24 protein-coding genes are annotated in these 26,336 nt (G+C 59.6%); 12 read left to right on the top strand and 12 right to left on the bottom strand.

Going from position 1 to position 26,336, the window contains the following annotated elements; all coding sequences use genetic code 11:
* The first annotated feature begins 94 nt into the window (after window positions 1-94).
* The 5 genes from AC4OVU_RS22675 to AC4OVU_RS22655 all read left to right on the top strand — a co-directional run bounded on the left by AC4OVU_RS22675 (window position 95) and on the right by AC4OVU_RS22655 (window position 7,276).
* Entirely contained in the window at window positions 95-1,216 is a 1,122-nt protein-coding gene (locus AC4OVU_RS22675; protein WP_110292828.1) for an efflux RND transporter periplasmic adaptor subunit, read from the top strand.
* On the top strand, window positions 1,216-4,326 hold the full coding sequence (locus AC4OVU_RS22670; protein WP_491928787.1) for an efflux RND transporter permease subunit: 3,111 nt from the start codon (window positions 1,216-1,218) through the stop codon (window positions 4,324-4,326). The genes AC4OVU_RS22675 and AC4OVU_RS22670 overlap by 1 nt, the downstream gene beginning before the upstream one ends.
* Window positions 4,326-5,690: an efflux transporter outer membrane subunit gene (locus tag AC4OVU_RS22665; RefSeq protein ID WP_039269378.1), complete on the top strand. Its 1,365-nt coding sequence runs from the start codon at window positions 4,326-4,328 to the stop codon at window positions 5,688-5,690. Before AC4OVU_RS22670 ends, AC4OVU_RS22665 begins: the two co-directional genes overlap by 1 nt.
* Window positions 5,691-5,739: 49 nt before the next feature.
* Window positions 5,740-6,897, top strand: coding sequence for a multidrug effflux MFS transporter (locus AC4OVU_RS22660; protein WP_110292826.1), 1,158 nt, complete (start codon window positions 5,740-5,742; stop codon window positions 6,895-6,897).
* A gap of 82 nt (window positions 6,898-6,979) precedes the next feature.
* Window positions 6,980-7,276: a YicS family protein gene (locus AC4OVU_RS22655; RefSeq protein ID WP_003861030.1), complete on the top strand. Its 297-nt coding sequence runs from the start codon at window positions 6,980-6,982 to the stop codon at window positions 7,274-7,276.
* 48 nt (window positions 7,277-7,324) lie between these two features.
* On the opposite strand, the gene AC4OVU_RS22650 is transcribed toward AC4OVU_RS22655, so the two are convergent.
* Complete coding sequence (locus AC4OVU_RS22650; RefSeq protein ID WP_015570102.1) at window positions 7,325-8,275, bottom strand: LacI family DNA-binding transcriptional regulator; 951 nt, start codon at window positions 8,273-8,275, stop codon at window positions 7,325-7,327.
* A 293-nt stretch (window positions 8,276-8,568) separates the two neighbouring features.
* Between AC4OVU_RS22650 and AC4OVU_RS22645 the strand changes: the two genes are divergently transcribed.
* The 6 genes from AC4OVU_RS22645 (at window position 8,569) to AC4OVU_RS22620 (ending at window position 14,478) form a co-directional block, all read left to right on the top strand.
* Window positions 8,569-8,883, top strand: a complete 315-nt coding sequence (locus tag AC4OVU_RS22645; RefSeq protein WP_003861034.1) for a PTS sugar transporter subunit IIB — start codon at window positions 8,569-8,571, stop codon at window positions 8,881-8,883.
* Window positions 8,884-8,894: 11 nt separating this feature from the next.
* Window positions 8,895-10,220 carry a PTS sugar transporter subunit IIC gene (locus AC4OVU_RS22640; RefSeq protein WP_491928786.1) on the top strand — a complete coding sequence of 442 codons (1,326 nt, stop codon included), beginning with the start codon at window positions 8,895-8,897 and terminating at the stop codon, window positions 10,218-10,220.
* Between the two features lie 17 nt (window positions 10,221-10,237).
* The gene (locus AC4OVU_RS22635) at window positions 10,238-11,614 is read left to right on the top strand and encodes a glycoside hydrolase family 1 protein (protein ID WP_045141768.1); all 1,377 of its coding nucleotides are present in this window, start codon (window positions 10,238-10,240) and stop codon (window positions 11,612-11,614) included.
* Between the two features lie 5 nt (window positions 11,615-11,619).
* Complete coding sequence (locus AC4OVU_RS22630) at window positions 11,620-11,922, top strand: PTS lactose/cellobiose transporter subunit IIA (protein ID WP_014168006.1); 303 nt, start codon at window positions 11,620-11,622, stop codon at window positions 11,920-11,922.
* Window positions 11,923-12,058: 136 nt separating this feature from the next.
* Window positions 12,059-13,438, top strand: coding sequence for a carbohydrate porin (locus tag AC4OVU_RS22625; RefSeq protein ID WP_017694006.1), 1,380 nt, complete (start codon window positions 12,059-12,061; stop codon window positions 13,436-13,438).
* 134 nt (window positions 13,439-13,572) lie between these two features.
* Window positions 13,573-14,478, top strand: a complete 906-nt coding sequence (locus AC4OVU_RS22620) for an EamA family transporter (RefSeq protein WP_017383673.1) — start codon at window positions 13,573-13,575, stop codon at window positions 14,476-14,478.
* Between the two features lie 48 nt (window positions 14,479-14,526).
* Here the strand turns inward: AC4OVU_RS22620 and nepI are convergent, their stop codons facing one another.
* The 3 genes from nepI to AC4OVU_RS22605 form a co-directional block, all read right to left on the bottom strand.
* Window positions 14,527-15,717: a purine ribonucleoside efflux pump NepI gene (nepI, locus tag AC4OVU_RS22615; RefSeq protein ID WP_110292825.1), complete on the bottom strand. Its 1,191-nt coding sequence runs from the start codon at window positions 15,715-15,717 to the stop codon at window positions 14,527-14,529.
* Between the two features lie 169 nt (window positions 15,718-15,886).
* Window positions 15,887-16,405 carry an SRPBCC domain-containing protein gene (locus tag AC4OVU_RS22610; RefSeq protein ID WP_017694007.1) on the bottom strand — a complete coding sequence of 173 codons (519 nt, stop codon included), beginning with the start codon at window positions 16,403-16,405 and terminating at the stop codon, window positions 15,887-15,889.
* A 97-nt stretch (window positions 16,406-16,502) separates the two neighbouring features.
* Window positions 16,503-16,955, bottom strand: a complete 453-nt coding sequence (locus tag AC4OVU_RS22605; protein WP_045338704.1) for a DUF1198 domain-containing protein — start codon at window positions 16,953-16,955, stop codon at window positions 16,503-16,505.
* Between the two features lie 99 nt (window positions 16,956-17,054).
* Here AC4OVU_RS22605 and AC4OVU_RS22600 point away from each other — a divergent pair, with 99 nt between their 5' ends.
* Window positions 17,055-17,957, top strand: a complete 903-nt coding sequence (locus AC4OVU_RS22600; RefSeq protein WP_110292824.1) for a LysR family transcriptional regulator — start codon at window positions 17,055-17,057, stop codon at window positions 17,955-17,957.
* Here AC4OVU_RS22600 and AC4OVU_RS22595 read toward each other — a convergent pair.
* The 8 genes from AC4OVU_RS22595 to ivbL form a co-directional block, all read right to left on the bottom strand.
* Complete coding sequence (locus AC4OVU_RS22595; RefSeq protein WP_110292823.1) at window positions 17,945-18,949, bottom strand: alpha/beta fold hydrolase; 1,005 nt, start codon at window positions 18,947-18,949, stop codon at window positions 17,945-17,947. The two genes, AC4OVU_RS22600 and AC4OVU_RS22595, sit on opposite strands and share 13 nt — an antisense overlap.
* A gap of 163 nt (window positions 18,950-19,112) precedes the next feature.
* A complete protein-coding gene (uhpT, locus tag AC4OVU_RS22590) occupies window positions 19,113-20,504 on the bottom strand; it encodes a hexose-6-phosphate:phosphate antiporter UhpT (protein ID WP_006808805.1) in 1,392 nt (463 codons plus the stop codon).
* Window positions 20,505-20,636: 132 nt separating this feature from the next.
* Window positions 20,637-21,947, bottom strand: coding sequence for an MFS transporter (locus AC4OVU_RS22585; protein ID WP_032668899.1), 1,311 nt, complete (start codon window positions 21,945-21,947; stop codon window positions 20,637-20,639).
* Window positions 21,940-23,445: a signal transduction histidine-protein kinase/phosphatase UhpB gene (gene uhpB / locus AC4OVU_RS22580; protein ID WP_110292822.1), complete on the bottom strand. Its 1,506-nt coding sequence runs from the start codon at window positions 23,443-23,445 to the stop codon at window positions 21,940-21,942. The genes AC4OVU_RS22585 and uhpB overlap by 8 nt, the downstream gene beginning before the upstream one ends.
* Window positions 23,442-24,035, bottom strand: a complete 594-nt coding sequence (gene uhpA / locus AC4OVU_RS22575) for a response regulator transcription factor UhpA (protein ID WP_003861054.1) — start codon at window positions 24,033-24,035, stop codon at window positions 23,442-23,444. The genes uhpB and uhpA overlap by 4 nt, the downstream gene beginning before the upstream one ends.
* An 82-nt stretch (window positions 24,036-24,117) precedes the next feature.
* Window positions 24,118-24,405, bottom strand: a complete 288-nt coding sequence (gene ilvN, locus AC4OVU_RS22570; protein ID WP_015570113.1) for an acetolactate synthase small subunit — start codon at window positions 24,403-24,405, stop codon at window positions 24,118-24,120.
* A 3-nt stretch (window positions 24,406-24,408) separates the two neighbouring features.
* Window positions 24,409-26,097, bottom strand: a complete 1,689-nt coding sequence (gene ilvB / locus AC4OVU_RS22565) for an acetolactate synthase large subunit (protein ID WP_015570114.1) — start codon at window positions 26,095-26,097, stop codon at window positions 24,409-24,411.
* 106 nt (window positions 26,098-26,203) lie between these two features.
* Window positions 26,204-26,302 carry an ilvB operon leader peptide IvbL gene (gene ivbL, locus AC4OVU_RS22560; protein ID WP_057979964.1) on the bottom strand — a complete coding sequence of 33 codons (99 nt, stop codon included), beginning with the start codon at window positions 26,300-26,302 and terminating at the stop codon, window positions 26,204-26,206.
* Between the last annotated feature and the right edge of the window lie 34 nt (window positions 26,303-26,336).

Below are 26,336 nucleotides of genomic sequence, written 5' to 3'. Positions count from 1 at the left end.
TCAGCCAGAGATGCGGGATCGCTGTGCTTTTAATTAGCCCTCCTCCCTGTTAAGCGATTAACAGGGCAGGCTTCGTTCACCCTGGAAAAAGATTATGAAAACCATAACAACCTCCATCGCGGCATTACTCCTCCTGACAGGGTGCGATAATGCGCAAACATCTGCTCCTCAACGTCCTCTTCCGGAAGCGGGGATTGTCACCCTCATGAGCCAGCCGGTGTCCGTCGTCAGCGAGCTGACCGGCCGCACCGCCGCCGCAATGAGCGCCGAAGTGCGCCCCCAGGTAGGTGGCATTATCCAGAAGCGCCTGTTCACCGAAGGCGATACGGTCAAGGCCGGGCAGGCGCTGTATCAGATCGATCCTTCCAGCTACCGCGCCGCGTATGATGAAGCCGCCGCCGCACTGAAACAGGCGCAGGCGCTGGTGCAGGCCGACTGCCAGAAAGCCCGGCGTTATGCGCAGCTGGTGAAGGACGACGGCGTATCACGTCAGGATGCGGAAGACGCGAAGTCCACCTGCGCGCAGGACAAGGCCAGCGTCGAGTCAAAGAAAGCCGCGCTGGAAAGCGCCCGCATTAACCTCAACTGGACCACCGTCACCGCGCCGATTGCCGGACGTATCGGCATCTCCTCTGTGACCCCCGGCGCGCTGGTGACCGCCCAGCAGGATACCGCGCTGGCCACCATTCGCGGGCTGGACAGTATGTACGTCGATTTAACCCGTTCCAGCGCCGATCTGCTGCGTTTACGCAAGCAAACCCTCGCCAGCAACAGCGATACGCTGAACGTGTCGTTGATTCTCGAAGACGGCAGCAGCTACAGCGAAAAAGGCCGCCTGGCGCTGACCGAAGTGGCGGTGGATGAGTCTACCGGCTCAGTTACCCTGCGCGCCGTCTTCCCGAACCCGCAGCATCAGCTTCTGCCGGGCATGTTCGTTCGCGCCAGAGTGGATGAAGGCATCATGAATGACGCGATCCTCGCCCCGCAGCAGGGCATCACCCGCGACGCCAAAGGCACCGCCACCGCGCTGGTGGTGAACGCCAGCAACAAGGTGGAGCAGCGTCAGCTCGAAACGGGCGACACCTACGGCGACAAATGGCTGGTGCTGAGCGGTTTGAAGGCGGGCGATAAGCTGATTGTGGAAGGCACCGATAAAGTCACCGCCGGGCAGGAAGTGAAAGCTGAAGAGATGAAAACCAACGGAGGAAACGCCTGATGTTTTCCCGTTTCTTCGTGCGTCGCCCGGTCTTTGCCTGGGTTATCGCCATTCTCATCATGCTCGCCGGGATGCTGGCGATCCGCACGCTGCCCGTTGCGCAGTACCCGGACGTGGCTCCGCCGTCGATCAAAATCTCCGCCACCTATACCGGTGCCTCCGCACAGACGCTGGAAAACAGCGTGACGCAGGTGATCGAGCAGCAGCTCACCGGGCTGGATAACCTGCTCTACTTCACCTCCACCAGCAGCTCGGACGGGTCAGTGAGCATTACCGTCACGTTTGAACAGGGAACCGATCCGGACACCGCTCAGGTACAGGTGCAGAACAAAGTCCAGCAGGCGGAATCGCGCCTGCCGACCGAGGTGCAGCAGTCCGGGATCACCGTCGAAAAATCCCAGAGCAACTTCCTGCTGATCATGGGCGTATATGACAAAACCGACACCGCCAGCAGCTCGGATATCGCCGACTGGCTGGTGATTAATATGCAGGATCCGCTGGCGCGCGTGGATGGCGTCGGTAGCCTACAGGTGTTCGGTGCAGAATACGCGATGCGCATCTGGCTCGACCCGGCGAAGCTGGCGTCGTACTCGCTGATGCCCTCCGACGTGCAGAGCGCGATTGAAGCGCAGAACGTGCAGGTTTCCGCCGGTAAAATCGGCGCGCTGCCCTCGTCGAACGCCCAACAGCTGACCGCCACCGTCCGCGCTCAGTCGCGTCTGCAAACGGTCGATGAGTTCAAAAAGATCATCGTCAAGAGCCAGTCCAACGGTGCGGTGGTGCGCATCAGCGACGTCGCGCGCGTGGAGATGGGCAGCGAAGATTACACCGCCACCGCGAAGCTGAACGGCCACCCGGCGGCGGGTATGGCGGTGATGCTCTCACCGGGCGCCAACGCGCTTAACACCGCCACAGCGGTAAAAGATAAGATCGCCGAGTTCAAAAAGTCGATGCCGGAAGGCTACGACGTAGCCTATCCGAAAGACAGCACCGAGTTCATCAAAATCTCCGTTGAGGACGTGATTCAGACGCTGTTCGAAGCCATTATCCTCGTGGTGGTGGTGATGTACCTGTTCCTGCAAAACATCCGCGCGACGCTGATCCCGGCGCTGGCGGTGCCGGTGGTGCTGCTGGGCACCTTCGGCGTGCTGGCGCTGTTCGGTTACTCCATCAACACCCTGACGCTGTTTGCGATGGTGCTGGCGATAGGGCTTTTGGTGGATGACGCCATCGTGGTGGTGGAAAACGTCGAGCGTATTATGCGCGACGAAGGGCTGCCCGCCCGGGAAGCGACCGAAAAATCGATGGGCGAAATTTCCGGCGCGCTGATCGCCATTGCGCTGGTGCTCTCTGCGGTATTCCTGCCGATGGCCTTCTTCGGCGGCTCTACCGGGGTCATTTACCGCCAGTTCTCGGTCACCATTATTTCGGCGATGTTCCTCTCCGTGGTGGTGGCGCTGACCCTGACGCCCGCGCTGTGCGGCTCGATCCTGAATCACACCGCTCCGCACAAAAAGGGCTTCTTCGGCGCGTTTAACCGCTTCTACAGTAAGACCGAGCACGGCTATCAGAACAAGGTGCTGCGCGCCCTGCGCCGTTCCGGTGGCATGCTGGTGATCTACGCCCTGCTCTGCGGCGCGATGGGGTTCGCCATGCTAAAACTGCCGGGCAGCTTCCTGCCAACCGAAGACCAGGGTGAAATCATGGTGCAGTACACCCTGCCCGCCGGCGCAACCGCGGTGCGTACTGCCGAGGTAAGCCGCCAGGTACGCGAGTGGTTCCTCACCAAAGAGAAAGCCAATACCGACGTGATCTTCACCATTGAAGGCTTCAGCTTCAGCGGCAGTGGCCAGAACGCCGGGATGGCGTTCGTCTCCCTGAAAAACTGGTCAGAGCGCAAAGGCAATGAGAATACCGCCCAGGCCATTGCCCTGCGCGCCACGCAGGAGCTGAGCACCATTCGGGATGCCACAATTTTCGCCATGACGCCCCCGGCGGTGGATGGTTTAGGCCAGAGCAACGGCTTTACCTTTGAGCTGATGGCCAGCGGCGGCACCGACCGCGACGCGCTGCTGAAACTGCGTAACCAGCTGATTGGCGAAGCCAACCAGGACAACTCGCTGCACGCCGTGCGCGCCAACGATCTGCCGCAGATGCCGCAGCTTCAGGTGGATATCGATAACAACAAAGCCGTGTCGCTGGGGCTCTCCCTGAGCGATGTTACCGACACCCTCTCCAGCGCCTGGGGCGGCACCTACGTGAACGACTTCATTGACCGTGGCCGCGTGAAAAAGGTCTACATCCAGGGCGACAGCGACTATCGCGCGGTGCCATCGGATCTTAACAAATGGTATGTGCGCGGCAGCGACAGCACCATGACCCCGTTCTCCGCCTTCGCCACCACCCGCTGGGAGTATGGCCCGGAAAGCCTGGTGCGCTACAACGGCTCGGCGGCGTATGAGATTCAGGGCGAAAACGCCAGCGGCGCCAGCTCCGGTACGGCGATGAGCAAAATGGAGCAGCTGGCGAATAACCTGCCGTCCGGCAGCACCTGGGCATGGAGCGGTTTGTCGTTGCAGGAAAAACTGGCAAGCGGTCAGGCAATGAGCCTCTATGCCCTCTCGATCCTGGTGGTGTTCCTGTGCCTGGCGGCGCTGTATGAGAGCTGGTCGGTGCCGATTTCGGTCATCATGGTGATCCCGCTAGGGGTGCTGGGTGCGGCGGTTGCCGCCTCCCTGCGCGGCCTGAACAACGACGTCTATTTCCAGGTGGCGCTGCTGACCACCATCGGTCTGTCGTCGAAGAACGCTATTCTGATTGTCGAGTTTGCCGAAGCCAAAGTGGCCGAAGGCTACTCCCTGACGCGCGCCGCCCTGCGGGCCGCCCAGACGCGTCTGCGTCCGATCATCATGACCTCGCTGGCGTTTATCGCAGGCGTGACGCCGCTGGCGATTGCCACCGGCGCCGGGGCCAACAGCCGCGTGGCGATCGGTACCGGTATTATCGGCGGGACGCTGGCCGCGACGCTGCTGGCCATCTTCTTTGTTCCTTTATTCTTTGTACTGGTGAAACGTCTGTTCTCCGGTAAGCACGCAAACCGGAGGTCATAATGTTTCGTGTAACCGTATTAACGTTAGCGCTGCTGAGCGCGGGCTGTGTGTCATTAGATCCCACGTATCAGCGCCCGGACGCCCCCGTCCCGGCGACGTTGCCGGGCGCCCATGGCGAAGCCAACGCCGTGGTGAGCCAGTGGCAGCAGGTGATGAATGATGCGCGGTTGAAAAGCGTGGTGACGATGGCGCTCAACAGCAACCGCGACGTGCAAAAAGCGATTGCGGATATCGACGCCGCCCGTGCCCAGTATGGCGAAACGCGCTCGTCCCTGTTCCCGACGGTGGACGCGGAACTGAGCCACACCCGCAGCCGCACGCTGGCGAGCGGCGTCGCGACAAGTGACGAAGCCAACGGCGCGGTCTCCAGCTTCGAACTGGATCTGTTTGGCCGCAACCAGAGCCTGTCGCGTGCCGCGCGTGAAACCTGGCTTGCCAGCGAATTCACCGCGCAGAACACGCGCCTGACGATGGTCAGCGAGCTGACCACGGCCTGGGTGACGCTGGCGGCGGATAACAGCAATCTGGCGCTGGCGAAGTCCACCCTGGAGAGCGCCGCAAACTCACTCAAGATTGTGAAGCGCCAGCAGGAAGTGGGCGTGGCAGCGGCAACGGACGTCAGTGAAGCGATGGCGGTTTACCAGCAGGCGCGCGCCAGCGTGGCGAGCTACCAGACGCTGGTGATGCAGGACAAAAACGCTCTCAACCTGCTGGCGGGCGATACGGTGCCCGAGAACCTGCTGCCCGACACGCTGGAGAGCCTGAGCGACAACGCCATCACGCTGATCCCGGCGGGCGTCAGCTCCAGCGCGCTGCTGCGTCGTCCGGACATTCAGGAGGCGGAACATAACCTGCTGAGCGCCAACGCCAACATCGGCGCGGCGCGCGCCAACTTCTTCCCGACCATCTCGCTCACCGCCAGCGCGGGCGTCGGCAGCGATTCGCTGTCGTCCCTGTTCAGCCACGGGATGAAGGTCTGGTCGTTTGCACCTTCCATCACCCTGCCGCTGTTCAGCGGCGGCAACAATATGGCGCAGCTGCGCTATGCGGAAGCCGAGAAAAAAGGGTTAATTGCGACCTATGAGAAAACCATCCAGAGCGCGTTCAAGGACGTGGCCGACGCGCTGGCCCGGCGCGAAACGTTGAGTGAACAGCTTGATGCCCAGCGTGAATACGTGGCGGCGGAGCAAAAAACGCTGGATGTGGCGACGCGCAGTTACAAGGCTGGCGCGGGCGATTATCTGACGGTGCTCACCGCGCAGCGGTCGCTGTGGTCGGCGCAGGAATCACTGATTGCCTTGCAGCAAACCGACCTGGAAAACCGCATCACGCTGTGGCAGTCGCTGGGCGGCGGGATCCAGTAACATCACTGCCGGGCGGCGCAACGTTGCCCGGCCATCAGAGTAAATACCTATGGCAAAACTCTCTTTTTCTTTCGCGGCCATCCTTGGCCTGCTGACGGCGATCGGGCCGCTGTGTTCCGATTTTTATCTTCCGGCGCTGCCGGAGATCGCCACCCAGCTCAACACCTCCACAACGCTGACGCAGCTTTCTCTTACCTCGGCGCTGATTGGCCTGGGGCTGGGACAACTTTTTTTCGGCCCGCTAAGCGATCGCATCGGACGTAAAACGCCGCTGCTGTTCTCACTTTTGCTGTTTGTACTGGCTTCAGTGCTTTGTGCCAGCACGCAGAATATTTACGCCCTAATCGGCTGGCGATTTGTGCAGGGCGTTGCCGGGGCGGGCGGCTCCGTACTTGCCCGCTCTATCGCCCGTGATAACTATCATGGCACGATGCTAACGCAGTTTTTTGCCCTACTGATGACGGTCAACGGCATCGCGCCCGTGGTGTCCCCGGTACTCGGTGGCTATATCGCGTCGCATTTCGACTGGCGGATGCTGTTCTGGGTAATGGCAGGGGCGGGTCTGGCGCTGCTGATCGTCAGCCAGCTTTTTATCCGCGAGTCCCTCACAGAGAAACAGGGCGGGGGATCGCTGACGCAAACCGCCAGGACGGTACTTAAAAATCGTCGCTTTATGCGCTACTGCCTGATCCAGGCCTTCATGCTGGCGGGGCTGTTCGCCTATATCGGGGCATCCTCCTTTGTGATGCAAAACGAGTATGGCCTGAGCGCCATGCAGTTCAGCCTGCTGTTCGGTGTGAACGGTATCGGCCTGATCGTCTCAGCGCTGATTTTCTCCCGTCTGGCACGCCGACACCCGGCGGAAGGGTTAATGCAAATAGGCCTGGTGTTGGCCGTAACCTGCGCGGGGCTGACGTTGCTCTTTGCGTGGATGCAGCTTTCCGTTCCGGCACTAATTGCACTCTTTTTCACCGTCGCATTTAACAGCGGGATCAGCACCATTGCGGGTTCAGAAGCGATGAGCGCAGTCGACGCGAAGGAGTCCGGCACAGCGTCAGCCATTCTGGGCATGCTGATGTTTTTATTCGGCGGGATCGCAGCGCCTCTTGCCGGTATCGGCGGAGAAACGATGCTGAAAATGAGTCTCGCGGTGTTAGTAAGCTATGGCATTGCACTGGCGATCGGATCTCGCACGCAGAATGCGTAAATTCATACTTTTGGCTTGAATCGCGTTGATGAATGTAACGATATATTTCAGGGGAAGCATGTGACTTTCAAAGGAGGTTTCGATGAAATCTGCACACCTGGTTTGCCTGCTCGTTTGCCTGATTTTCGCTGCGTTTGTTCACGCGCAGGAGAAGAGCGCTCCGGAGAAAGAGGCCCAGATAAAACAGCAGGTCCTGAAAGATGTGAAGAAAACCTGTACCCCGCAGAAAAAGCAGAGCGATAAGGCCTGGCAGGCGATGATTTTGTCGTCTGAGGCCAATCAGCTGCTGATCAAAAACGCCATCACCGCCGTGAAGCGTGACAACCTGGACGCCTACTGGGATGCAGTAAGTCAGGTGGATTGTATGGAAGATTACTGAGGGTTGAGCGCCGGGTGGCGCTGCGCTTACCCGGCCTACATCACACGTTTAACGCTTCCGCACATCCGGAATAATCAAATCACCGCGCAGAACGTAGGACCCGAGCATCTGCGTTTTCTCTGTCAGCCAGCTCACGATGCGCGCCGCCATGGCGTCCATGGAATACTCAATGGCCGGGATCACCGGAATACCCGGCAGATGCAGCGAACCGCCGAGGCTGAAAACCATGATGTCTTCCGGTACCGATTTATTAAACGCCTGTAACTGCGGGATCACCCGCTGGGCTTCCTGCTCATCCGCCACCAGCAGCGCGTTGAAGTTCAGCGTGGACGCGTTGTTGAGTAATTCCTGAAGCGCAACGGACGATGAAGTCGCGTCCATAAACACGAGGTTGCGATTAAAGGGCAGGAAGTTTTTCTCCAGCGCGTGTTTGTAGCCCAGCAGCACCTGATCGGCAAAGCCGCTGCCTTGCGGGTGGATCAGCGCTATCTGGCGACGCCCCTGGCTGGTGAGATAGTTACAGGCCGTTTCAGCCGCGAACGCGTGATCGAACTGAATGCTATTGGCGTTATCGGCTTCCATACAGTCGACCAGAATCACGTTGTCCATGTCCACGTCCAGCGGGAAACGCGCGCCAATCACCAGAATGTCATCACATAAACCGCAGGAGAGTTCTTCAAGGGCGTTCATCACTTCTGTTTTTGTGTGTGCGAAACGCAGCAGCAGATGTTTTTGATGCTGGCTGAGGTGTTTTTCCAGCGCGTACAGGTAACCGGTGGTCTGGTTAATGTTTTCCTGCGCGCAAATCACCCCAATGCAGCCCGTCGACTGGCTGAGCAGCGACTGGGCGATCACGTTGGGACGATAGTTCAGCTCGTCCACCGCTTTCAGAACAGCCTGGCGGCTGGCTTCTTTAACGCCACGCGACCCGCTCAACACCCGTGATACCGTGGCTTTGGACACCCCGGCCAGACGCGATACATCGTTGATTGTAGACATCTCTCTCCCCTGTCAGACGCAACTGGCGTCTGTAATTTCCATCACCGCTACGGCTCACATTATAGCCACAACGGAGTATATCCGTTTCCGTTTTCCATGGAAACCGATTTTCCGTTTCCACTCAATTTGATGCCAAAACAGCCAAATTATGTGACCCACATCCGGTTAATTAGCCTCATAAGTATTGGATCTTGATGGTTATCACACTTCTGTCTTTTATAAATGGAAACCGGTTTCCGTATCATGTCCAATCATCCTCGCAATAACTTTTTACATTTTGAGGATGGTTGTCGATGTTCAAGATTATGCTGTGCTGCTCTGCCGGGATGTCCACCAGCCTGCTGGTCAGCAAAATGATCGATGTTGCAAAAGAACGGGGCTTGCCCGTGAAGATAGATGCGTATGGCGTATCCGAATTTGATACGCAGTTTCCGCACTATCAGGTGGTGCTTCTCGGACCGCAAGTGAAATACATGTTAAAGACGCTCTCAGACAAGGCAGCGACGCAAGGCATTCCGGTGCAGCCCATCGACATGATGGATTACGGCATGCAGCGTGGCGATAAAGTACTGGACTATGCTCTGTCGCTCATCGAAGCGGCACACTAAAAGGTGTTCACATGAGTTCGTTATATCAATCCATGGTCGCGGTGATTGAGCAGTCAATTACGCCGCTGGCCGCGAAGCTCGGTCAGCAAAAGTATGTGATTGCCATCCGCGACGGCTTTACCGCTGCGCTGCCGTTTATGATCATCGGCTCGTTTATGCTGGTGTTTATCTTCCCGCCGTTTTCGGCGGATACCACCAACAGCTTCGCCCGCGGCTGGCTGGATTTCTCCGAGACCTACCGCGAACAGCTGATGCTGCCGTTTAACCTCAGCATGGGCGTGATGACCTTCTTCATCTCGGTAGGGATTGGGGCAAGCCAGGGGCGTCAGTTTAACCTCGATCCGGTGATGTCCGGCCTGCTGGCCTTTATGGCCTTCCTGCTGGTCGCCGCGCCCTATGCCGATGGCAAAATTTCGACCCAGTATCTCTCCGGTCAGGGGATCTTCACTGCGCTTATCACCGCGATCTACTCCACTCGCGTCTATGCGTGGCTGAAACAGAACAACGTCACCATCCGCCTGCCGAAGGAAGTGCCGACCGGCGTGGCGCGTTCGTTTGAGATCCTGATCCCGGTGATGGTGGTGATCGGAACGCTGCACCCGCTGAACCTGTTCATTGAAGCGCAGACCGGGATGATCATCCCGCAGGCGATTATGCACCTGCTGGAGCCGCTGGTGTCGGCGTCTGACTCGCTGCCCGCCATTCTGCTCTCCGTGCTGCTGTGCCAGATCTTCTGGTTCGCTGGTATCCACGGGTCGCTGATTGTCACCGGCATCATGAACCCGTTCTGGATGGCGAACCTCTCTGCAAACCAGGCGGCGCTGGCGGCGGGCGCGGCGCTGCCGCACGTTTATCTGCAAGGTTTCTGGGATCACTACCTGCTGATTGGCGGCGTAGGCTCCACCCTGCCGCTGGCGTTCCTGCTGCTGCGTAGCCGCGTTACCCACCTGCGCACCATCGGCAAAATGGGCGTGGTGCCAAGCTTCTTTAACATCAACGAACCGATTCTGTTCGGCGCACCGATCATCATGAACCCGATGCTGTTTATCCCGTTCGTGTTTGTTCCGCTGGTCAACGCCTGCCTGGCGTACGGCGCAACCAAACTCGGCTGGCTGGCTCAGGTGGTTTCGTTAACCCCGTGGACCACGCCCGCGCCGATTGGCGCCTCGTGGGCGGCGAACTGGGCGCTGAGCCCGGTGGTGATGTGCCTGGTCTGCATGGTGATGTCCGCCCTGATGTACCTGCCGTTCCTGCGCGCCTATGAGCGTACGCTCATCAAAAATGAAGAGCAGAAAGCCCAGGCAACCGTCGGCACCGCTGAAACAGTCAGCAATTAAGTCAAAGAGGAAGGGTCATGAAATACGCATTTCCCGATAACTTCTGGTGGGGCAGCGCAAGCTCCGCTCTCCAGACGGAAGGGGCAAGAGAGGGCGAAACCACGTGGGATTACTGGTTTGCCCGCGAGCCGAACCGTTTTCACAACGGCGTGGGGCCGCAGCACACCTCCACGTTTTATCAGCACTGGAAAACGGACATTCAGCTGTTAAAGCAGCTGAACCACAACAGCTTTCGCACCTCGATTAGCTGGGCGCGCCTGATCCCCGACGGTATCGGTGAAGTGAGCCCGGACGCGGTCGATTTTTACAATCAGGTCATTGATGAGCTAAACGAGCAGGGTATCACGCCGTTTATCACCCTGTTCCATTTCGACATGCCGATGGCGATGCAGGAGATTGGCGGCTGGGAAAACCGTGACGTGGTGGACGCGTACGCCCGCTATGCGCAGATTTGCTTCGAGCTGTTCGGCGACCGCGTGCTGCACTGGTTTACCTTCAACGAGCCGATTGTTCCGGTGGAAGGCGGTTATCTGTACGACTTCCACTACCCGAACGTGGTGGATTTTCGTCGGGCAGCCACCGTGGCGTATCACACCGTGCTGGCCCACGCGAAGGCCGTTCAGGCTTACCGCGCCGGACACTACGCGGGTGAGATCGGCATCGTGCTCAACCTGACGCCGTCGTACCCGCGCTCCCGGAACCCGGCGGACGTGAAGGCGGCGCACATAGCGGATCTGATGTTTAACCGCAGCTTCCTCGACCCGGTGCTGCGCGGGGAGTATCCGGCGGACCTGGTGGCATTGCTGAAATCTTACGATCAGCTGCCCGCCTGCAAGCCGGAAGACGGTTTCCTGATTGCGGAAGGGAAAATCGACCTGCTCGGCGTTAACTACTATCAGCCGCGTCGCGTGAAGTGTCGCGACAGCGCGGTGAACCCGCAGGCGCCGTTTATGCCGGAGTGGTTCTTTGATAATTACGAGATGCCGGGCCGTAAGATGAACCCGTACCGCGGCTGGGAAATCTACGCGCCGGGTATTTACGATATTCTGGTTAACCTGCGCGATAATTACGGCAACCCTCGCTGCTTTATTTCGGAAAACGGCATGGGCGTCGAAAACGAGCAGCGCTTTATTGAAAATGGCCAGATTAACGATCAATACCGCATCGATTTTATTTATGAGCATTTATCGTGGCTGCACAAAGGTATTAGCGAAGGCTGCAATTGCCTTGGCTATCATATGTGGACGTTTATTGATAACTGGTCGTGGTGTAACGCGTATAAAAATCGCTACGGTTTTATTCAGCTCGATGTAGAGACGCAGCAGCGCACCATTAAAAAAAGCGGAGAGTGGTTTGCCGCCACCGCCTTAAATAATAGTTTTGATAAAGAGTAATGATGATGATCGCACTAGAAGAAGCCGTAATGGAAATTATCGTCAACGCCGGCCAGTCCCGCAGCCTGTGCTTTGAAGCCCTGCACGCGGCGCGTCAGGGCAACCTTGACGAGGCCAAAAGCCTGCTGCGCGAAGCCGACGGCTACGCACGCCAGGCGCACAAGATGCAGACCAAACTGATCGAGCAGGATGCGGGCGAAGCCCGCCAGCCGATGACCTTAATTATGGTGCACGCCCAGGATCATTTAATGAATTCCTTATTAGCGCGCGAGTTATCCGAAGAAATTATTCATTTATATCAGAGATAGTCTATGGCGAAATAATTACTGTAATACCTCTGTACCCTAAATAGAGATCCACTTGTTCTGATGATAGCGACATACTCTGTCAGATCGGAGCGGGATGGTTATTGTCTGAATAAAATTAAACTATATTGAGATAACCATGAATACGATTAAAAAACTTCCAGTAACCATGGCGGTTATCGCCGCGCTTTGCCCAATTTCCGTCCTCGCTCAGGAATTCACTCAGGAGCAAATCGACGCCATTGTGGCGAAAGCGGTGGATAAAGCCCTGGCCGAGCGTCAGGCCAAAATGGATGCTGCGGTCGCGAAAAAAGCGGACGTGGTGACCGAGCCGCAGAGCGCGGCGCAATCTCCGGATATGGCGATCCCGTTCGGGGTTAAATTTACCGGCTACGCCCGCTACGGCGCGCACTTCCAGGCCGCCGATCAGAAATACGTGGCGGTGGACGGCTCCTACAACGGCGCGTCCGCCATTGGTCGTCTGGGCAACGAAGGCAACGGCGGCGAGTTCCAGCTCTCTAAAGCCTTCAAGGGCGAAAACGGCGCCATCTGGGACATCAACGTGATGATCGACCACTGGGGCGACGAAGTTAACCTCAAGAAAGCCTACGCCGGCGTGACCAACATTATGGCCTCCAACCCGAACGCCTACTTCTGGGCGGGTCGCGACTTCCACCAGCGTCCGCAGCAGGGCATCAACGATTACTTCTGGATGAACCACGACGGTCAGGGCGCCGGGGTGAAGAACTTCGACATCGGCGGCGTGCAGTTTGACGTGGCCGCCGTGGCAGCGGTGGAATCCTGTAGCCCGGAAGTGATGGAGGACGAAGCGAACCCGTCGCGCATCACCTGTACCGGCGGGTCCGGCACGGGCGACAAAGGCAACTACGCCGCGACGTCTAAAATCCATGGTATGAAGCTCGGTCCGCTGGATCTGGAGCTGTACGCCAACTACGGCTTTGACTCGAAAGCGGTGGAGAGCGACGAACGTCTGAACGCCTGGCAGGGCGGCGTGGTGCTGAGCCACACCAACGACAGCGGCGTGAACAAGGTGATTGCCCGCTACTCCGATAACGCGGACAACAGCGTGTTCAACAAAACCGAGGATCTGACCACGGTCTACGCCAGCTTCGAAGGGCTGTACAAATTCACCCAGGCGACGCAGGTGGAGTATCTCCTCGCCTTCCATGACTACGACAACAGCCGCGATAAGACCGACAACCGCAAGAACTACAACGCCATCGTGCGCCCGATGCACTGGTGGAACGACGTTCACTCCACCTGGCTGGAAGCGGGCTGGCAGCACGTGGATTACGACAACGGCGGCGACAACAAGGGCTGGAAGCTGACCCTGTCGCAGAACATGTCTATCGCCATGGGGCCGGAGTTCCGTCCGATGCTGCGCTTCTACGTGACCGGCGGCAAGGTGGATAACGAACGTACCGCGCGCGTGAACAATACCAAAGATGAGACGCTGGACGACTTCAACGTCGGCGCGATGTGGGAGGCGTGGTTCTAGTACAGCGACGTTTGTTTCGCCCGGCGGCGCTGCGCTTGCACGGGCCTACAAAACCTTGTAGGCCGGGTAAGCGCAGCGCCACCCGGCAAGATCCCATGTTATGCTACAAAAAAACCAACATAACAGGGGAGAACATGGGTTCCACACGCAAAGGGATGCTCAACGTCCTGATCGCCGCCGTTTTATGGGGCAGTTCCGGGGTTTGCGCGCAGTACATCATGGAGAAAAGCCACATCTCTTCGCCTTACCTGACCATGGTTCGTCTGCTGTTTACCGGCGTGATCCTGCTGACGCTCTCCTTCGTTCACGGCGACAAGATTTTCTCGGTCGTCAAAAACCGCAAAGACGCCCTCAGCCTGCTGTTTTTCTCGCTGGCTGGCGCGCTTACCGTGCAGCTCACCTTCCTGCTGACAATTGAAAAATCCAACGCCGCGACGGCCACCGTGCTCCAGTTTCTGTCGCCGACCATTATCGTGGCATGGTTTGCGCTGGCGCGGAAAACGCGTCCCGGCATATTTGTCTTATCCGCGATTTTCACGTCGCTTGTGGGTACCTTCCTGCTGGTAACCCACGGCGACCCGACGTCGCTCTCCATCTCGCCGGCCGCGCTGTTCTTCGGTATCGCCTCGGCGTTTGCCGCGGCGTTTTATACGACGTACCCGTCGACGCTTATCGCCCGCTACGGCACGCTGCCGATTGTCGGCTGGAGTATGTTGATTGCGGGACTAATGCTGACGCCGTTCTACGCCGGACGCGGCACCACCTTCGTGATCGACGGGGGCCTGCTGCTGGCGTTTTTCTACCTGGTGGTGATAGGTACCGCGCTGACGTTCAGCCTGTATCTGAAAGGCGCACAGATGATCGGCGGGCCGAAGGCGAGCATTCTGAGCTGCGCCGAGCCGCTGAGCAGCGCGCTGCTGTCGGTGGTGTTGCTGGGGGTGGCATTCACCCTGCCGGACTGGCTGGGGACGCTGCTGATTGTGTCGTCGGTGGTGTTGATTTCGATGGATTCGAGAAGACGGGTTCAGACATCGGCGTAGCCTGATGCCCTCACCCCAACCCTCTCCCACGGGAGAGGGAGAAAAGCACTACTTCGCCTTAACCTTCCCCGCCACCAGCAGCGCGGTCAGCAGCATCAGCGTGCCGGAAATTACCAGCGGCGAGGTCAGCCCCAGGTGGTCGAGCGCTACGCCGCCCACCGCCGCGCCGCAGGTATTCGCCAGCTGGATCACCGCCACCTGAATCGACCCGGCTTTTTCCGCCTGATCGGCAAGCGAGCGGGTGATCCACGTCGACCAGCCCACCGGCACCAGCGCAAAGGCAAAGCCCCAGATAATCGCGATCGCCGAAGCGACCCACTTATCGCTGCCCCACAACACCAGCGCCGCGGCGCTGATCGCCAGCACCAGCGGGGCACCCGCCAGCGCCACCTTCAGGGAGCGCTTCAGGAACTGGGACGACAGCGAGGTGCCGACAAAACTGGCGATCCCGAAGCTCAGGAGCACCAGCGTCAGGCCATCCACGTCAAAGCCCGCCATGGTCATATACACCGGGCGGATATAGGTGAAGAAAGCAAACTGCCCGGCAAAGGCCATGAAGATGGCGGTCATCCCCGCCAGCACGCCCGGGCGCTTCAGCAGCGCGAACATGTTCTGTTTGTGGTGCGCCGCTTCCCCCGGAAGGGACGGCAGCGCCTTCCACACCCAGATAATGCACAGCACGCCCATCACCGCCGCCGCGTTGAACACGTTACGCCAGCCGATAATCCCGCCGAGGAAACTGCCCAGCGGCGCGGCGATCACCAGCGCGATGGAGACCGCGCCGAAGATGACGGACAAGGCTTTTGGCACCGTACGCGCGGGCACCAGGCGCATGGTCAGCGAGGCCGACATCGCCCAGAAGCCGCCTAATCCCAGCCCCAGGCAGGCACGGCCGAGCAGCAGCAGGGTGAAGCTTTCAGCGAAAGAAACCAGCAGGCAGGAGAGCGTCAGCAGCACGCTGAACAGAATGACCACCTTGCGGCGGTCGATGGTGCCGATCGCCTGGGTGATAAACAGGCTGGCGAACATCGCCACAAACGCGGTGACGGTCACGGACTGCCCCGCCACGCCCTCGGAAATGCCCAGATCCTGCGCCATCGGCGTCAGCAGGCTGACCGGCAGGAACTCGACGGTGATCAGGCAGGCGACGCAAAATGCCACGGAGAAAACCGCCAACCAGTTGGGGCGTGAAACCTCTTTGGCCTGCGGTGTAGTCGTGGGCTGGGTATGTTCTGTCATGGCATCACCTGAAGATAAAAACGTGCGGAAAAGTCGCGCAGTTTATCATCAAAAGTGTGACGAATTTAACGTTTCGACAACTTTTGTCGTTTTTTAATGCCGGGCGGCGCTGCGCTTGCGCCGGCCTACGGGCTTGTAGGCCCGGTAAGCAAAGCGCCACCGGGCAAAATTACCCGCGAGCCTTAAGAGCGGCATTCGCTAATCCCACGATCCACTCCTGATGCCCGTTAATCATTGGGTTCGGCACCGTGCGCGCTAATTCCTGCGCCGGCACGCCTTTCTGCGACTCCTGAGTCAGAATGCGCACGCGGTTTCCCGGCAGGTCTTCAAACAGCCAGGCGTGGATCACGTCCAGACGCGAATTTGCATCCCCTTCTACCCAACCGTGCCACGCGATACGCGCGGCTTCGCCCTCCACGGGCGGAACATACTCCGTCACCTGCGCCTCAACCGGGAAGCCAAAGGTGGTGAAGCGGAAGCGGGCGTTGGCGCTCAGCGCCGGGCCGCTGCCGTCGTGAAAACGGATATCTTCGGCGTTGCTGTAGTAGTTCGGCCACAGGGTGGTGTCGTTGAGCTGCGCCCAAATCTCTTTTGCGCTCAGCCCGGCGACGATGATTTCGTTGGAGGCAAAGTTATCGGTGGTGCCGGGCAGGTAGTCGTTCGGCCAGATAATGGCGGATTGTTTCATGGTTCACCTCATCGGTTAGTTGATAAGGTGATGGTGCGCCTGCGGGTGATATAAATCTAATGACGATGCTTTATACTCTTCATCACGTTTTGTGATATCAGTGCAGGTAAAACACGCCCTCTTCCGGCAGGAAAAGCTGGTTGTAGCGCAGCTGGAAGGCGTTGAACTCCTGCGGGTCTGGCTCTATCTCGCGCATAAAGCCGAGCGCGAGGCGGATTTGCGCGTCGGTGATCGGCGCGGCCAGACGGGCTTTACGCAGCATGCGGTGCCAGGTATGCAGATTCTCTTCGCTGGCGTCGACGATGCAGACCTGCCAGATCAGCAGCACCTGGGCGGCATTTAGCAGATGCGCCTCGTCGGGGCGTTCAAGATAGCGGATAAACTCATTGCCCGGCGTTTTACCGAACTGGTCAATCATCGACTCGACCGGCATCGGGGTGATCCCCAGCCGCTCGCTTAAACGTTTGATGGCGCGGCGGGAGTCTGAGGTCAGGACACGAAATCCAACCACAAACACCACGGCAAGCGTTGCCAGCATTATCCAGACCATGCGTTCTCCTTAGACTAGCCGCCCATCATAGCGGGAAACGCAGCGCGTCAACAGCGGGCAGCGCCATAATAGTAAACGGAAAAGAGGTGGAAAAACGTCATGAAAGCGGATCTGCGCACGCTGGATCTTAACCTGCTGAAAACGCTGGATGCCCTACTGGACGAACGCAGCGTCACCCGCGCGGCGGCGCGTCTTGCCCTGACCCAGCCAGCGGTAAGCGGCATGCTTAACCGCCTGCGGGATTACTTTGAAGACCCGCTGTTTATCCGCGCGCCGCACGGCATCGTGCCTACCACCCGGGCGGAAGCAATGGCGGCTCCCGTCAAACGCATTCTGGCAGATATCGACGAGCTGCTTCAGCCGATCGCCTTTGATCCGCTCACCGCAACGTTCACCTTCACGCTTGCCGCGACCGACTACGCCCTGCGCGCGGTCGTCGTGCCGTTTATCGCTGCGCTTAAGGTGCAGGCGCCGGGTATTCGCGTGCGCGTGGTGCCTGTGGAATCTGACCGTCTGGTCAGCCAGCTCGAACAAGGCTCTGTCGACGTGGCGCTGATCACCCCGCACGCCACGCCAGATGAGCTTCACAGCCGGGCGCTTTATGATGAACGGTACGTTTGCATGATGCGTGCCGATCATCCGGATGCCGGACAGCCCATGACGTTAGACCGGTTTTGCGCCCTGGAGCATGTGCTGGTCTCTTACGAGGGCGACGGTTTTCGCGGCGTAACGGATGGCGCGCTGGAGAAAACTGGCCGAACGCGGCATGTTGGCTTATCGGTGAGTAACTTTTTAGTCCTGCCGGACGTGCTGGCCCTCAGCGATATGATTGCCGTTGTGCCATCACGCATAGCGGAAAAGCAGACGGGGATGTTCGTCTGCGAGACGCCGGTTCCCGTGCCCGGCTTTACCAAAAGCATGGCCTGGCACGGCAGAACGCACCGCAACCTCGCGCAGGCGTGGCTGCGCGGGCTGTTGCTGGAGACCAGTCAGCGCGCCTGAAGCCCTTTCAGCAGCGCCTCGTGGAAGCGGGCAGGATCCTGCATCTGCGGCGCGTGGCCCATGTCGTTAAATTCAATCAGCGTCGCGTGCGGAATGCGCTTCGCCGTCTCTTTGCCCAGCACCGCGTAATTGCCGAGCGTCTTGCGGATCTCCGGTGGGGCGAGATCCTTCCCGATGGCGGTGTTGTCCTTCGTGCCGATCATCAATAATACCGGCATCTTCAGCTCGCTAAATTCATAGACGACCGGCTGGGTATAAATCATGTCGTAGAGCAGCGCCGAGTTCCACGCCACGCGCGCTTTGCCCGGCCCGTTGTTTAACCCGGCAAGCATGGTGACCCAGCGCTCGTACTCCGGCTTCCACTCCCCGGCGTAGTAGGTGTTTTTCTCGTACTGACGAATACCGTCGGCGCTGACTTTTAGCTCGCGCTGGTACCACTGGTCGACCGTAATATGCGGCACGCCGCGCGCTTTCCAGTCTTCAAGCCCTATTGGGTTCACCATCACCAGCTGCTCCACCTGCTGCGGCCACATCAGCGCGTAGCGGGTCGCCAGCATGCCGCCGGTCGAATGGCCGATAACCGTGACGCGATCAACGCCCAGCGTTTTCAGCAGCGCGTGGGTGTTATCCGCCAGCTGCTGGAAGGTGTACTGATAATGCTCCGGCTTGGTGGATTTGCAGAAGCCGATCTGGTCGGGTGCGATCACGCGATACCCGCTGGCTGCAAGCGCGCGGATCGTGCCGTCCCAGGTGCCAGCGCAGAAGTTTTTGCCGTGCATCAGCACCACGGTGCGGCCGTTGGGTTTTTCCGGCTTCACGTCCAGGTAAGCCATATCCAGAGGCTGGTTCTGCGAGGTAAAGGTAAAGTGTTTTACCGGCCAGCCGTAGTCAAAACCTTCCAGCTTCTCGCCGTAGGTGGGGGCATCCGCGGCCATTGCGGGGGAGGCCAGCGCCATCAACAGCGCCAGGCAGGACAATCGTCGGGTCAACATGCAAGCTCTCCGTTAGCAAAAGGGGCTAAGGCTGCACGAAAGGCGGCAGCAAAAAAAACTGTAGAGCATGGAGAGGGGCGGGTGTGTAAAGCGGGGTAAAGGTAGGATACGCAAATAAAAAAAGCCCAGCATCACACACCGGGCAAAGAAGTTACCTGCACACTCAGGCTACTTTTAATTTCTGCGCACGGTTCTCACGGCGGATCTTACGCTCTTCCAGCACCGCAACCATCGCCATCAGGACGATACAGCCAATCGCTGCCGCATCCAGCGCGGCAAAGGTGCCCGCCCAGCCGGTGAGGCCGAAAATTGGCGTGCCGTCGGCGATCATGCCCAGACCGAGCTTGGCGAAGCTGTCGCCGATCAGGTAAGCGAAGGTGCCTTTAATCCCATCGGCTGCGCCGATCGCTTTTTTCGGCACAAAGCCAACCGCCGCCACGCCGATCAGCAGCTGCGGACCGAACACCAGGAAGCCGAGCGCAAACAGCGACGCCAGGTAAACGTACTGGTTGCTGGCGTGCTGGTAAACGCCGAGCGTGGCGATAATCAGCGCCAGCGCGACGCAGGCCACCAGCGCGCGACGGCCGTTGGCGAGGTCCGAGAGCCAGCCCCACAGCAGGGTGCCGACCAGCGCGCCCACCTCGAACAGAGTGAAGCCCTGAATCGCCACCTCTTTCGAGAGCTTCAGCTCCTGGAAGGCATACACGGTGGACCACTGGTCGATACCGATACGCACCACGTACAGGAAGATGTTCGAGAAGCAGAGCAGCCAGATCACTTTGTTTTTCAGCACGTACTCAACAAAGATCTGCCATTTGGACATCTCGTTTTCTTCGGTCTCTTTGTCCTCCTCGCTGATCTCCTCCCCGAACAGCTCTTCAGCTTTGCCGAGGCCGTAGGATTCCGGGGAATCGCTGCCGTAGCGCAGGCCGATAAAGCCGACAATCAGGGCGATAATCGACGGGAAGATAAACATGCCAATCACGTGGCCGTCGAACAGGTAGTTCGCACCGAACAGCGCCACGCCGGCCGCGCCCGCTCCGCCGAGGTTGTGGGAGATGTTCCACATGCCGAGGTACGAACCCCGCTTGCGGCGCGGGGTCCATTTGGTGATGGTGGAGTAGCTGCACGACCCGCCGGTGCTCTGGAAGAAACCGCTCAGGGCGTAGAAGGCGATCATCAGGAACAGGCTGACGGAGCCTGCGCCCATGCTGGCGCTGAAGCCGAGCATACAGATGGCGGAGAGGATCAGCATAAACGGCAGGAACTGCTTGGTATTTTTGCCGTCCGCGTAGTAGGACACAACCGTTTTCCCCACGCCGTAGGTGATGGAAAAGCCCAGGCCAATCATCCCCAGCTGCGTCATGCTCAGCCCGTAGGTTGAGATCATGTCGTTCTGCGCGATGTTAAAGTTTTTGCGGATCAGGTACATGGTCAGGTAGCCGATGAAGACCACCAGATAGGACTGCATGAACGGTTTGAACCACATCTTGCGCCGCACGTCGAGCGGCAGATCCAGGGTCGGCTTGCGCACCTGATTTAAGAAGGCCAGCATGACTGAGTTACTCCTGAGCTGATTTTTGCAGCATTGTAAAAACCAGCCAGGAGAGATGCCTGAGACAGCGTCCAGGTGAAACCGGGAAAATTTCTTAGTTTTGCGCGTCTCGGCAGCAAAAGGTGAGGCGCGTCACGCTTCGCGCGGTGCCTGCGCGTGCAAAAACGGCAGCAGCAGCAAGGCGGAGATGCCCGCCGCGATGGCGATCACCGCGAAGAACCCGCTCCAGTGCCAGATGTCGATCACCCGCGCCAGCGGCCAGCCGGAGAGCGATGCGCCAAGGTAGGCAAACAGCCCGACAAAGCCCGTCGCCGCGCCTGCCGCCTCTTTGTGGGAACACTCCGCCGCCGCCATGCCGATCAGCATCTGCGGGCCAAAGACGAAGAAGCCGATGGTGAAGAAGCACGCCGCCTGCATCACGTAGCTGGCGAACGGCATCAGCCACAGCGAGCCGACGGAGAGTAAGATCCCGGCAGCAAAAATCAGGTTCATCGGACCACGGTTGCCGTTGAACAGCTTATCCGAGCCCCAGCCCGCCACCAGCGCGCCGATAAACCCGCCCAGTTCAAACATGGTCACCGCCGAGTTGGCGGTCACCAGATCCACGCCGAGCGTCTCGGACATGTACAGGTTGCCCCAGTCGTTGATGGCCGCGCGCACCACGTAGACCAGCACGTAGCAGAGCGACAGCAGCCAGATGTAGGGGTTTTTCAGCACGTATTTGGTGAGGATCTCCTGGCGGGACAGCCCGGCCCCTTCCTGCTGCTGGGCGATCTCCATCTCGTCGTGCCGCCAGTCACCTACCGGTGGAAGGCCGACGGTTTGCGGCCTGTCGCGCAGGCGCCAGCAGAGGAACAGCCCGGCGACAATCGCGAGGCCACCGGCAATCATCATCCCCGCGCGCCAGCCGTAGTGCAGCGCCGCCGCGCCGACCACCATCGGGATCAGCGCCCCGCCGACGTTATGCGCGGTATTCCATATCGCCCACCAGCCGCCGCGCTCGTTGCGTGAGTACCAGGCAGTGAGCAGGCGGGCGCAGACCGGCGCGCCCCAGCCCTGGAAAAAGGCGTTCAGCGCCCACAGCAGGGCGAAGGCCCATAGCGACGTCGAGAAGCCAAACAGGATGTTCACCACCCCGGTGGCGATCAGCCCAACGCCCATAAAATAACGCGCGTTGGAGCGGTCGCTGACGATGCCGGAGAAGAACTTCGACAGGCCGTAGGTGATGTAAAACAGCGTCGCCAGCAGGCCGATATCGGTGCGCGTCATCACGCCGCTGGCGAGGATTTCCGGTGCGGCGGCGTTGAAGCTTTTGCGGGTGAAATAGAACAGCGCGTAGCCGAGCCAGATGGTAATCAGGATATGGCGACGCCAGTAGCGGTAGCGGGCATCGATTTCCGCTTTGTTGCTTAGCGGGGCGGCGCTGGCGGGGGTTTTAAACATGGTGCGTCCTTAACGGCAAACTGACGCTGACGCGCGTCCCGTGGGTGCAGGAGATGTTCAGCGTGCCGCCCAGCGCCTTTACGCGCTCGCGCATGCCCGCAAGACCAAACCCCTGCTGGCCGGAGCCCGGCGGCAGGCCGCAGCCGTCGTCTTCAATCACCAGCATCAGGCGCTCGTCCTGCTGCCAGCCCTGGATCGTTACCGCGCTGGCGCTGGCGTGTTTGACGATGTTGTTCAGCCCTTCCTGGCAGACGCGGAAAAGGGTCACGCGCTGGCCTTCGCTCAGCACAGGTTCGTTAATGCGCCAGTCGAGATGGCTGACAATCCCGCGGCTCTCCAGCTCCATCTCGCGCATCAGAGAGCGTATTGCCTGCTCGAGCGAAAGATCGTCAAGCTGGCGCGGGCGCAGCCGCCCTAACAGGCGACGAACGGAATCATAGACGCCCAGCGAAAGCTGTTCGATATGCGCCCCGCCCTGCTTCACGCCCGCGTTTTCTGCCGCCAGGCGCTGAATAATGCCCGCCTGGGTGCGGATGGCGGTGATGGTCTGGCCGATGTCATCGTGCAGCTCGCGAGCAACCTCCTGGCGCACGCTCTCTTCCGTCTCCAGCAGACGCTCCGCCAGACGGCGGTTGCGCGCCAGCTCGGCTTGCAGAGACTGGTTCAGCTCGCGCAGGCGCTGTATGCCCGCGCCGAGCAGCAGCCCGGTCAGGCTCTGGGCCAGCAGCGAGAGCAGCAGATCTACCGGGTGATCGTGCCAGGTCTGGCTGGCAATCAGCGCGATGGCGTTCATCAGCGTGGCGATCAATGCGCCCTGCCAGCCGTAATGCCAGGCAAGGGCGATGATCGGCAGCGCCAGACAAAACGGCGTGAAGCGTGATAATTCAGCGGGCAGACCAAGCTGCAACCACAGGCTCACCACAAACAGCAGCAGATACCAGATCAGGTGCCGGGCGCGCCAGTTCACCGGCTGGGAGACCAGCGCCGGGCCGAGCGGCTGCCAGACGGTGCTGGTAAGGTAATGCCAGAAAACCAGGCAGGTCGGGGCCAGCGTCAGGCCGCCGGTAAGGGTCAACAGCAGGGCGTTAAGCACCTCCTTTTCACCCAGCCACGGCAGGGACTGCAACAGCGCGGCGGCAATCAGCGCCGCCCCCTGACGCAGCAGCGTGCGCCAGTCGCGCTGGTGACGGTAGCGGGAAATCAGGGCGACCGGGATAAGCGTGAGCAGGCTTCCGGTCATCAATAAAGGCAGATGCGCCAACGCCACTTCCTGCGCCAGCCAGATCAGCATCAGCCACTCTGCGCCCAGCAGCACCGGCCAGTAGCCGCGCGGGCATTGCAGCATTAGCCCCAGCCGCAGGCCAAAGGGGAACAGCAGCACCGCCAGCTCCGGGCGCTCGACAAGATGCAGGCTGATACTCCACAGACAGAACCACGCGGCGGAGAAGATGAAAAAGCTGGCAACAACGGCGATCAGCCGCGAAAACAGGGAGTTCATTGCCAGCTGTCAAACATACGGCGCGCCAGCTCGACATCGTTACTGACGTTGAGTTTTTCCATCAGGTTGGCGCGATGAACGTGAACGGTCTTTGGCGACAGCCCCAGCTCTACGGCAATCTCTTTCACCGACATGCCCTGGGCAAGTTTCTCTGCCACCTGGCGCTCGCGTCTGGTGAGCGGATCCTGCCGTCCCGCCGCCAGCTTGATGGCAATATCCGGCGTCAGGTAGCAGCCGCCGGTGGAGACGGTACGCACGGCGGCAATCAGCTCGTCCGGGCTACAGCGTTTAGAGAGAAACCCGCGCGCCCCCGCGTTGAGCGCCTGCTCGACCAGCGCCGGGCTGTCGTGGACCGAGAGCATAATCGTCGCCATCCCTTTCGGCAGCTGGCTTAACAGCTCCAGCCCGGAGAGGTCCGGCATGGAGATATCGCAGATACAGACCTGCACCCCGCGTCCCGGCAGGCCCGCCAGCGCCTCGCGTCCTGAGCCAAACTCGGCCACGACCTGAAAATCCGGTTCGAGGTTTAAAAGCTGGGCAAAGCCGGAGCGAACGATAAGGTGGTCGTCGATAAGGGCGATGGTGGTCATGCGTGTTCCTGCGGTCTGAAAATGCCGGATGGCGCTGCGCTTATCCGGCCTACAAGAGCGAAAGACGCTTACCTTAAGCGATTTACTCAAAAAACACCGCAATTTTGTTAAACATGGTGGGATCGGACTGGTTGCGTGCCACTTTGGTGACGTCCTCCAGCTTGTCGATCTGCGCCATCATCTGCTCCAGACGCTGGTCGTCGTTCACCAGTAGCCAGATGCGGCTGTGCTCGCTGCCCTGAATCGGCAGACACAGAATACCTTCCACGTTAAACGCCCGACGGGCAAAGAGCCCACAGACGTGGGTCATGACGCCTGGGTGGTTGCGGACGGTGAGTTCCAGAATGACGTTATCACATTGTTTCTGCATGGCTTATTCCCCCACCATCTCAGTATTTGCCGCACCCGGCGGCACCATCGGATACACTTTTTGTTCAGGGTCGATACGCACGTGGATCAGCGCCGGGCCAGGGCGAGAAATCGCATCCTGCAACGCCGCGTGGGCATCTTCTTCGGCGTTCAGATCGCAGGTGTGCAGGCCAAAACCAGCGGCAATCTGCATGAAGTTGATCATCCCCGGATAGGTCGCCGCAAACACGCCCTGCTTGTAGAACAGGCTCTGCTGCTGGTGCACCAGACCCAGCGCCTCGTTGTTCATCAGAATGATTTTGACGTCTAACTGGTTTTCGGCCGCCGTCGCCATCTCCTGAATATTCATCATCAGGCTGCCGTCACCGGAGAAGCAGATCACCTTACGGTCCGGGTTGGCGAGCGCCGCGCCAACCGCTGCTGGCAAGCCGAAGCCCATGGTGCCAAGGCCGCCGGAGGTCAGCCACTGGCGCGGGCGGTTCAGCGGATACGCCTGAGCGGTCCACATCTGATGCTGGCCGACGTCGGTGGTGATAATCGCGCTGTCATCCACGCAGGCGGCGACGGCGTTGATAAGACCATAGTGGCTCAGCGGGTCGCCCTCGGTTGGGATAGCGCCCGGGAACTCCCGTTGCAGATCGGCTACCAGCTGGCGCCAGTCCGCGCGGTCGGTTGCCTCCGTCTGCGGGATCAGCTGCGCCAGCACCTCGGCCACGTCGCCCTGGATCGCCACGTGCGGCTGCTTGATTTTACCCAGCTCGGCGCGGTCGATATCCACGTGAATGATTTTGGCGTTCGGGCAGAACTGCTCGGTTTTGCCAATCGCCCGGTCATCAAAACGCGCCCCCATAACTATCAGCAAATCCGCCTCTTGCAGGATGTAGTTGGTGCTGCGCGCGCCGTGCATGCCCAGCATGCCGAGAGAGAGCGGGTGCGCTTTTGGCAGCATACCCAGCGCCATCAGGGTCATAGTGGTGGGCAAATTAGCTTTTTCAGCGAACTGGCGGATTTCATCCGCGGCGTTGATCGTCCCGCCGCCCAGATAGAGCACCGGGCGTTTGGCGGCGTTGATCATCGCCGCCGCATCGCGCACGCTCTCAGCGCTGAATTCTGGCGCGGGGGCACGGTCACCCGGCTCCGGCAGAACGTCGATCTCAATTTCTGCGGTCTGGACATCCTTAGGAATGTCTATCCACACCGGGCCCGGGCGGCCAGACTGCGCAATGCGGAACGCATCGCTGATAACCTGAGGCAGCTCGCTGATATCGCGAACTAAATAGTTATGTTTGGTGATGGGGATAGAGATGCCGTAGGTGTCGACTTCCTGGAACGCATCGGTGCCGATCATCGAGGACGGCACCTGGCCGGTAATGCAGATCAGCGGAATGGAGTCGAGACGCGCGTCGGCGATGGCGGTCACCAGGTTAGTGGCGCCCGGCCCGCTACAGGCCATACAGACCGCCGGTTTACCCTGGGTACGCGCCATGCCCTGGGCGATAAAGCCTGCGCCCTGCTCGTGGCGCGCCAGCACGTGGCGGATCTGTGTGCTTTGGCTTAACGCATCATACAGCGGCAGTACGGTCCCACCCGGGATGCCCGCAACGGTGGTGATGCCCTGTCGTTCCAGTAAATGAACAATCAGCTGCGCGCCTGTAAAACGCGTCTTGGTGGATGTTGTGCCCGAACTTGCCATGCTCCAGTCCTTTTCTTCTGAGCCAGCCTTCCGGGGAGGGTCCTAAACGAAAAACCCCGCCCGGTTTGCGCCGGCGGGGTTTTGGATTCGTGTGTTGATCCAGTCCCTACGGCGCATTGCCGACGACCACCACCACACGCACGACGACCACTGCGGCAGGTTGCGCAGTTTTTAGTAGGGTCGAAGTGAAGATGGATGAAGTCATTGGGGACCTGTGTTTGGAATCATTAATTGAATTT

This window comes from Enterobacter sp. 6722112, assembly GCF_058661685.1.
The sequence above is the reverse complement of the archived record's forward strand: the minus strand, read 5'-3'. Positions and strand labels throughout refer to the sequence as shown.

What these genes read in the sequence shown, in the direction of transcription:
- AC4OVU_RS22675 (WP_110292828.1), top strand. Translation starts at nt 95, where the DNA reads ATGAAAACCATAACAACCTCCATCGCGGCATTACTCCTCCTGACAGGG.
- AC4OVU_RS22670 (WP_491928787.1), top strand. Translation starts at nt 1,216, where the DNA reads ATGTTTTCCCGTTTCTTCGTGCGTCGCCCGGTCTTTGCCTGGGTTATC.
- AC4OVU_RS22665 (WP_039269378.1), top strand. Translation starts at nt 4,326, where the DNA reads ATGTTTCGTGTAACCGTATTAACGTTAGCGCTGCTGAGCGCGGGCTGT.
- AC4OVU_RS22660 (WP_110292826.1), top strand. Translation starts at nt 5,740, where the DNA reads ATGGCAAAACTCTCTTTTTCTTTCGCGGCCATCCTTGGCCTGCTGACG.
- AC4OVU_RS22655 (WP_003861030.1), top strand. Translation starts at nt 6,980, where the DNA reads ATGAAATCTGCACACCTGGTTTGCCTGCTCGTTTGCCTGATTTTCGCT.
- AC4OVU_RS22650 (WP_015570102.1), bottom strand. Translation starts at nt 8,275, where the DNA reads ATGTCTACAATCAACGATGTATCGCGTCTGGCCGGGGTGTCCAAAGCC.
- AC4OVU_RS22645 (WP_003861034.1), top strand. Translation starts at nt 8,569, where the DNA reads ATGTTCAAGATTATGCTGTGCTGCTCTGCCGGGATGTCCACCAGCCTG.
- AC4OVU_RS22640 (WP_491928786.1), top strand. Translation starts at nt 8,895, where the DNA reads ATGAGTTCGTTATATCAATCCATGGTCGCGGTGATTGAGCAGTCAATT.
- AC4OVU_RS22635 (WP_045141768.1), top strand. Translation starts at nt 10,238, where the DNA reads ATGAAATACGCATTTCCCGATAACTTCTGGTGGGGCAGCGCAAGCTCC.
- AC4OVU_RS22630 (WP_014168006.1), top strand. Translation starts at nt 11,620, where the DNA reads ATGATCGCACTAGAAGAAGCCGTAATGGAAATTATCGTCAACGCCGGC.
- AC4OVU_RS22625 (WP_017694006.1), top strand. Translation starts at nt 12,059, where the DNA reads ATGAATACGATTAAAAAACTTCCAGTAACCATGGCGGTTATCGCCGCG.
- AC4OVU_RS22620 (WP_017383673.1), top strand. Translation starts at nt 13,573, where the DNA reads ATGGGTTCCACACGCAAAGGGATGCTCAACGTCCTGATCGCCGCCGTT.
- nepI (WP_110292825.1), bottom strand. Translation starts at nt 15,717, where the DNA reads ATGACAGAACATACCCAGCCCACGACTACACCGCAGGCCAAAGAGGTT.
- AC4OVU_RS22610 (WP_017694007.1), bottom strand. Translation starts at nt 16,405, where the DNA reads ATGAAACAATCCGCCATTATCTGGCCGAACGACTACCTGCCCGGCACC.
- AC4OVU_RS22605 (WP_045338704.1), bottom strand. Translation starts at nt 16,955, where the DNA reads ATGGTCTGGATAATGCTGGCAACGCTTGCCGTGGTGTTTGTGGTTGGA.
- AC4OVU_RS22600 (WP_110292824.1), top strand. Translation starts at nt 17,055, where the DNA reads ATGAAAGCGGATCTGCGCACGCTGGATCTTAACCTGCTGAAAACGCTG.
- AC4OVU_RS22595 (WP_110292823.1), bottom strand. Translation starts at nt 18,949, where the DNA reads ATGTTGACCCGACGATTGTCCTGCCTGGCGCTGTTGATGGCGCTGGCC.
- uhpT (WP_006808805.1), bottom strand. Translation starts at nt 20,504, where the DNA reads ATGCTGGCCTTCTTAAATCAGGTGCGCAAGCCGACCCTGGATCTGCCG.
- AC4OVU_RS22585 (WP_032668899.1), bottom strand. Translation starts at nt 21,947, where the DNA reads ATGTTTAAAACCCCCGCCAGCGCCGCCCCGCTAAGCAACAAAGCGGAA.
- uhpB (WP_110292822.1), bottom strand. Translation starts at nt 23,445, where the DNA reads ATGAACTCCCTGTTTTCGCGGCTGATCGCCGTTGTTGCCAGCTTTTTC.
- uhpA (WP_003861054.1), bottom strand. Translation starts at nt 24,035, where the DNA reads ATGACCACCATCGCCCTTATCGACGACCACCTTATCGTTCGCTCCGGC.
- ilvN (WP_015570113.1), bottom strand. Translation starts at nt 24,405, where the DNA reads ATGCAGAAACAATGTGATAACGTCATTCTGGAACTCACCGTCCGCAAC.
- ilvB (WP_015570114.1), bottom strand. Translation starts at nt 26,097, where the DNA reads ATGGCAAGTTCGGGCACAACATCCACCAAGACGCGTTTTACAGGCGCG.
- ivbL (WP_057979964.1), bottom strand. Translation starts at nt 26,302, where the DNA reads ATGACTTCATCCATCTTCACTTCGACCCTACTAAAAACTGCGCAACCT.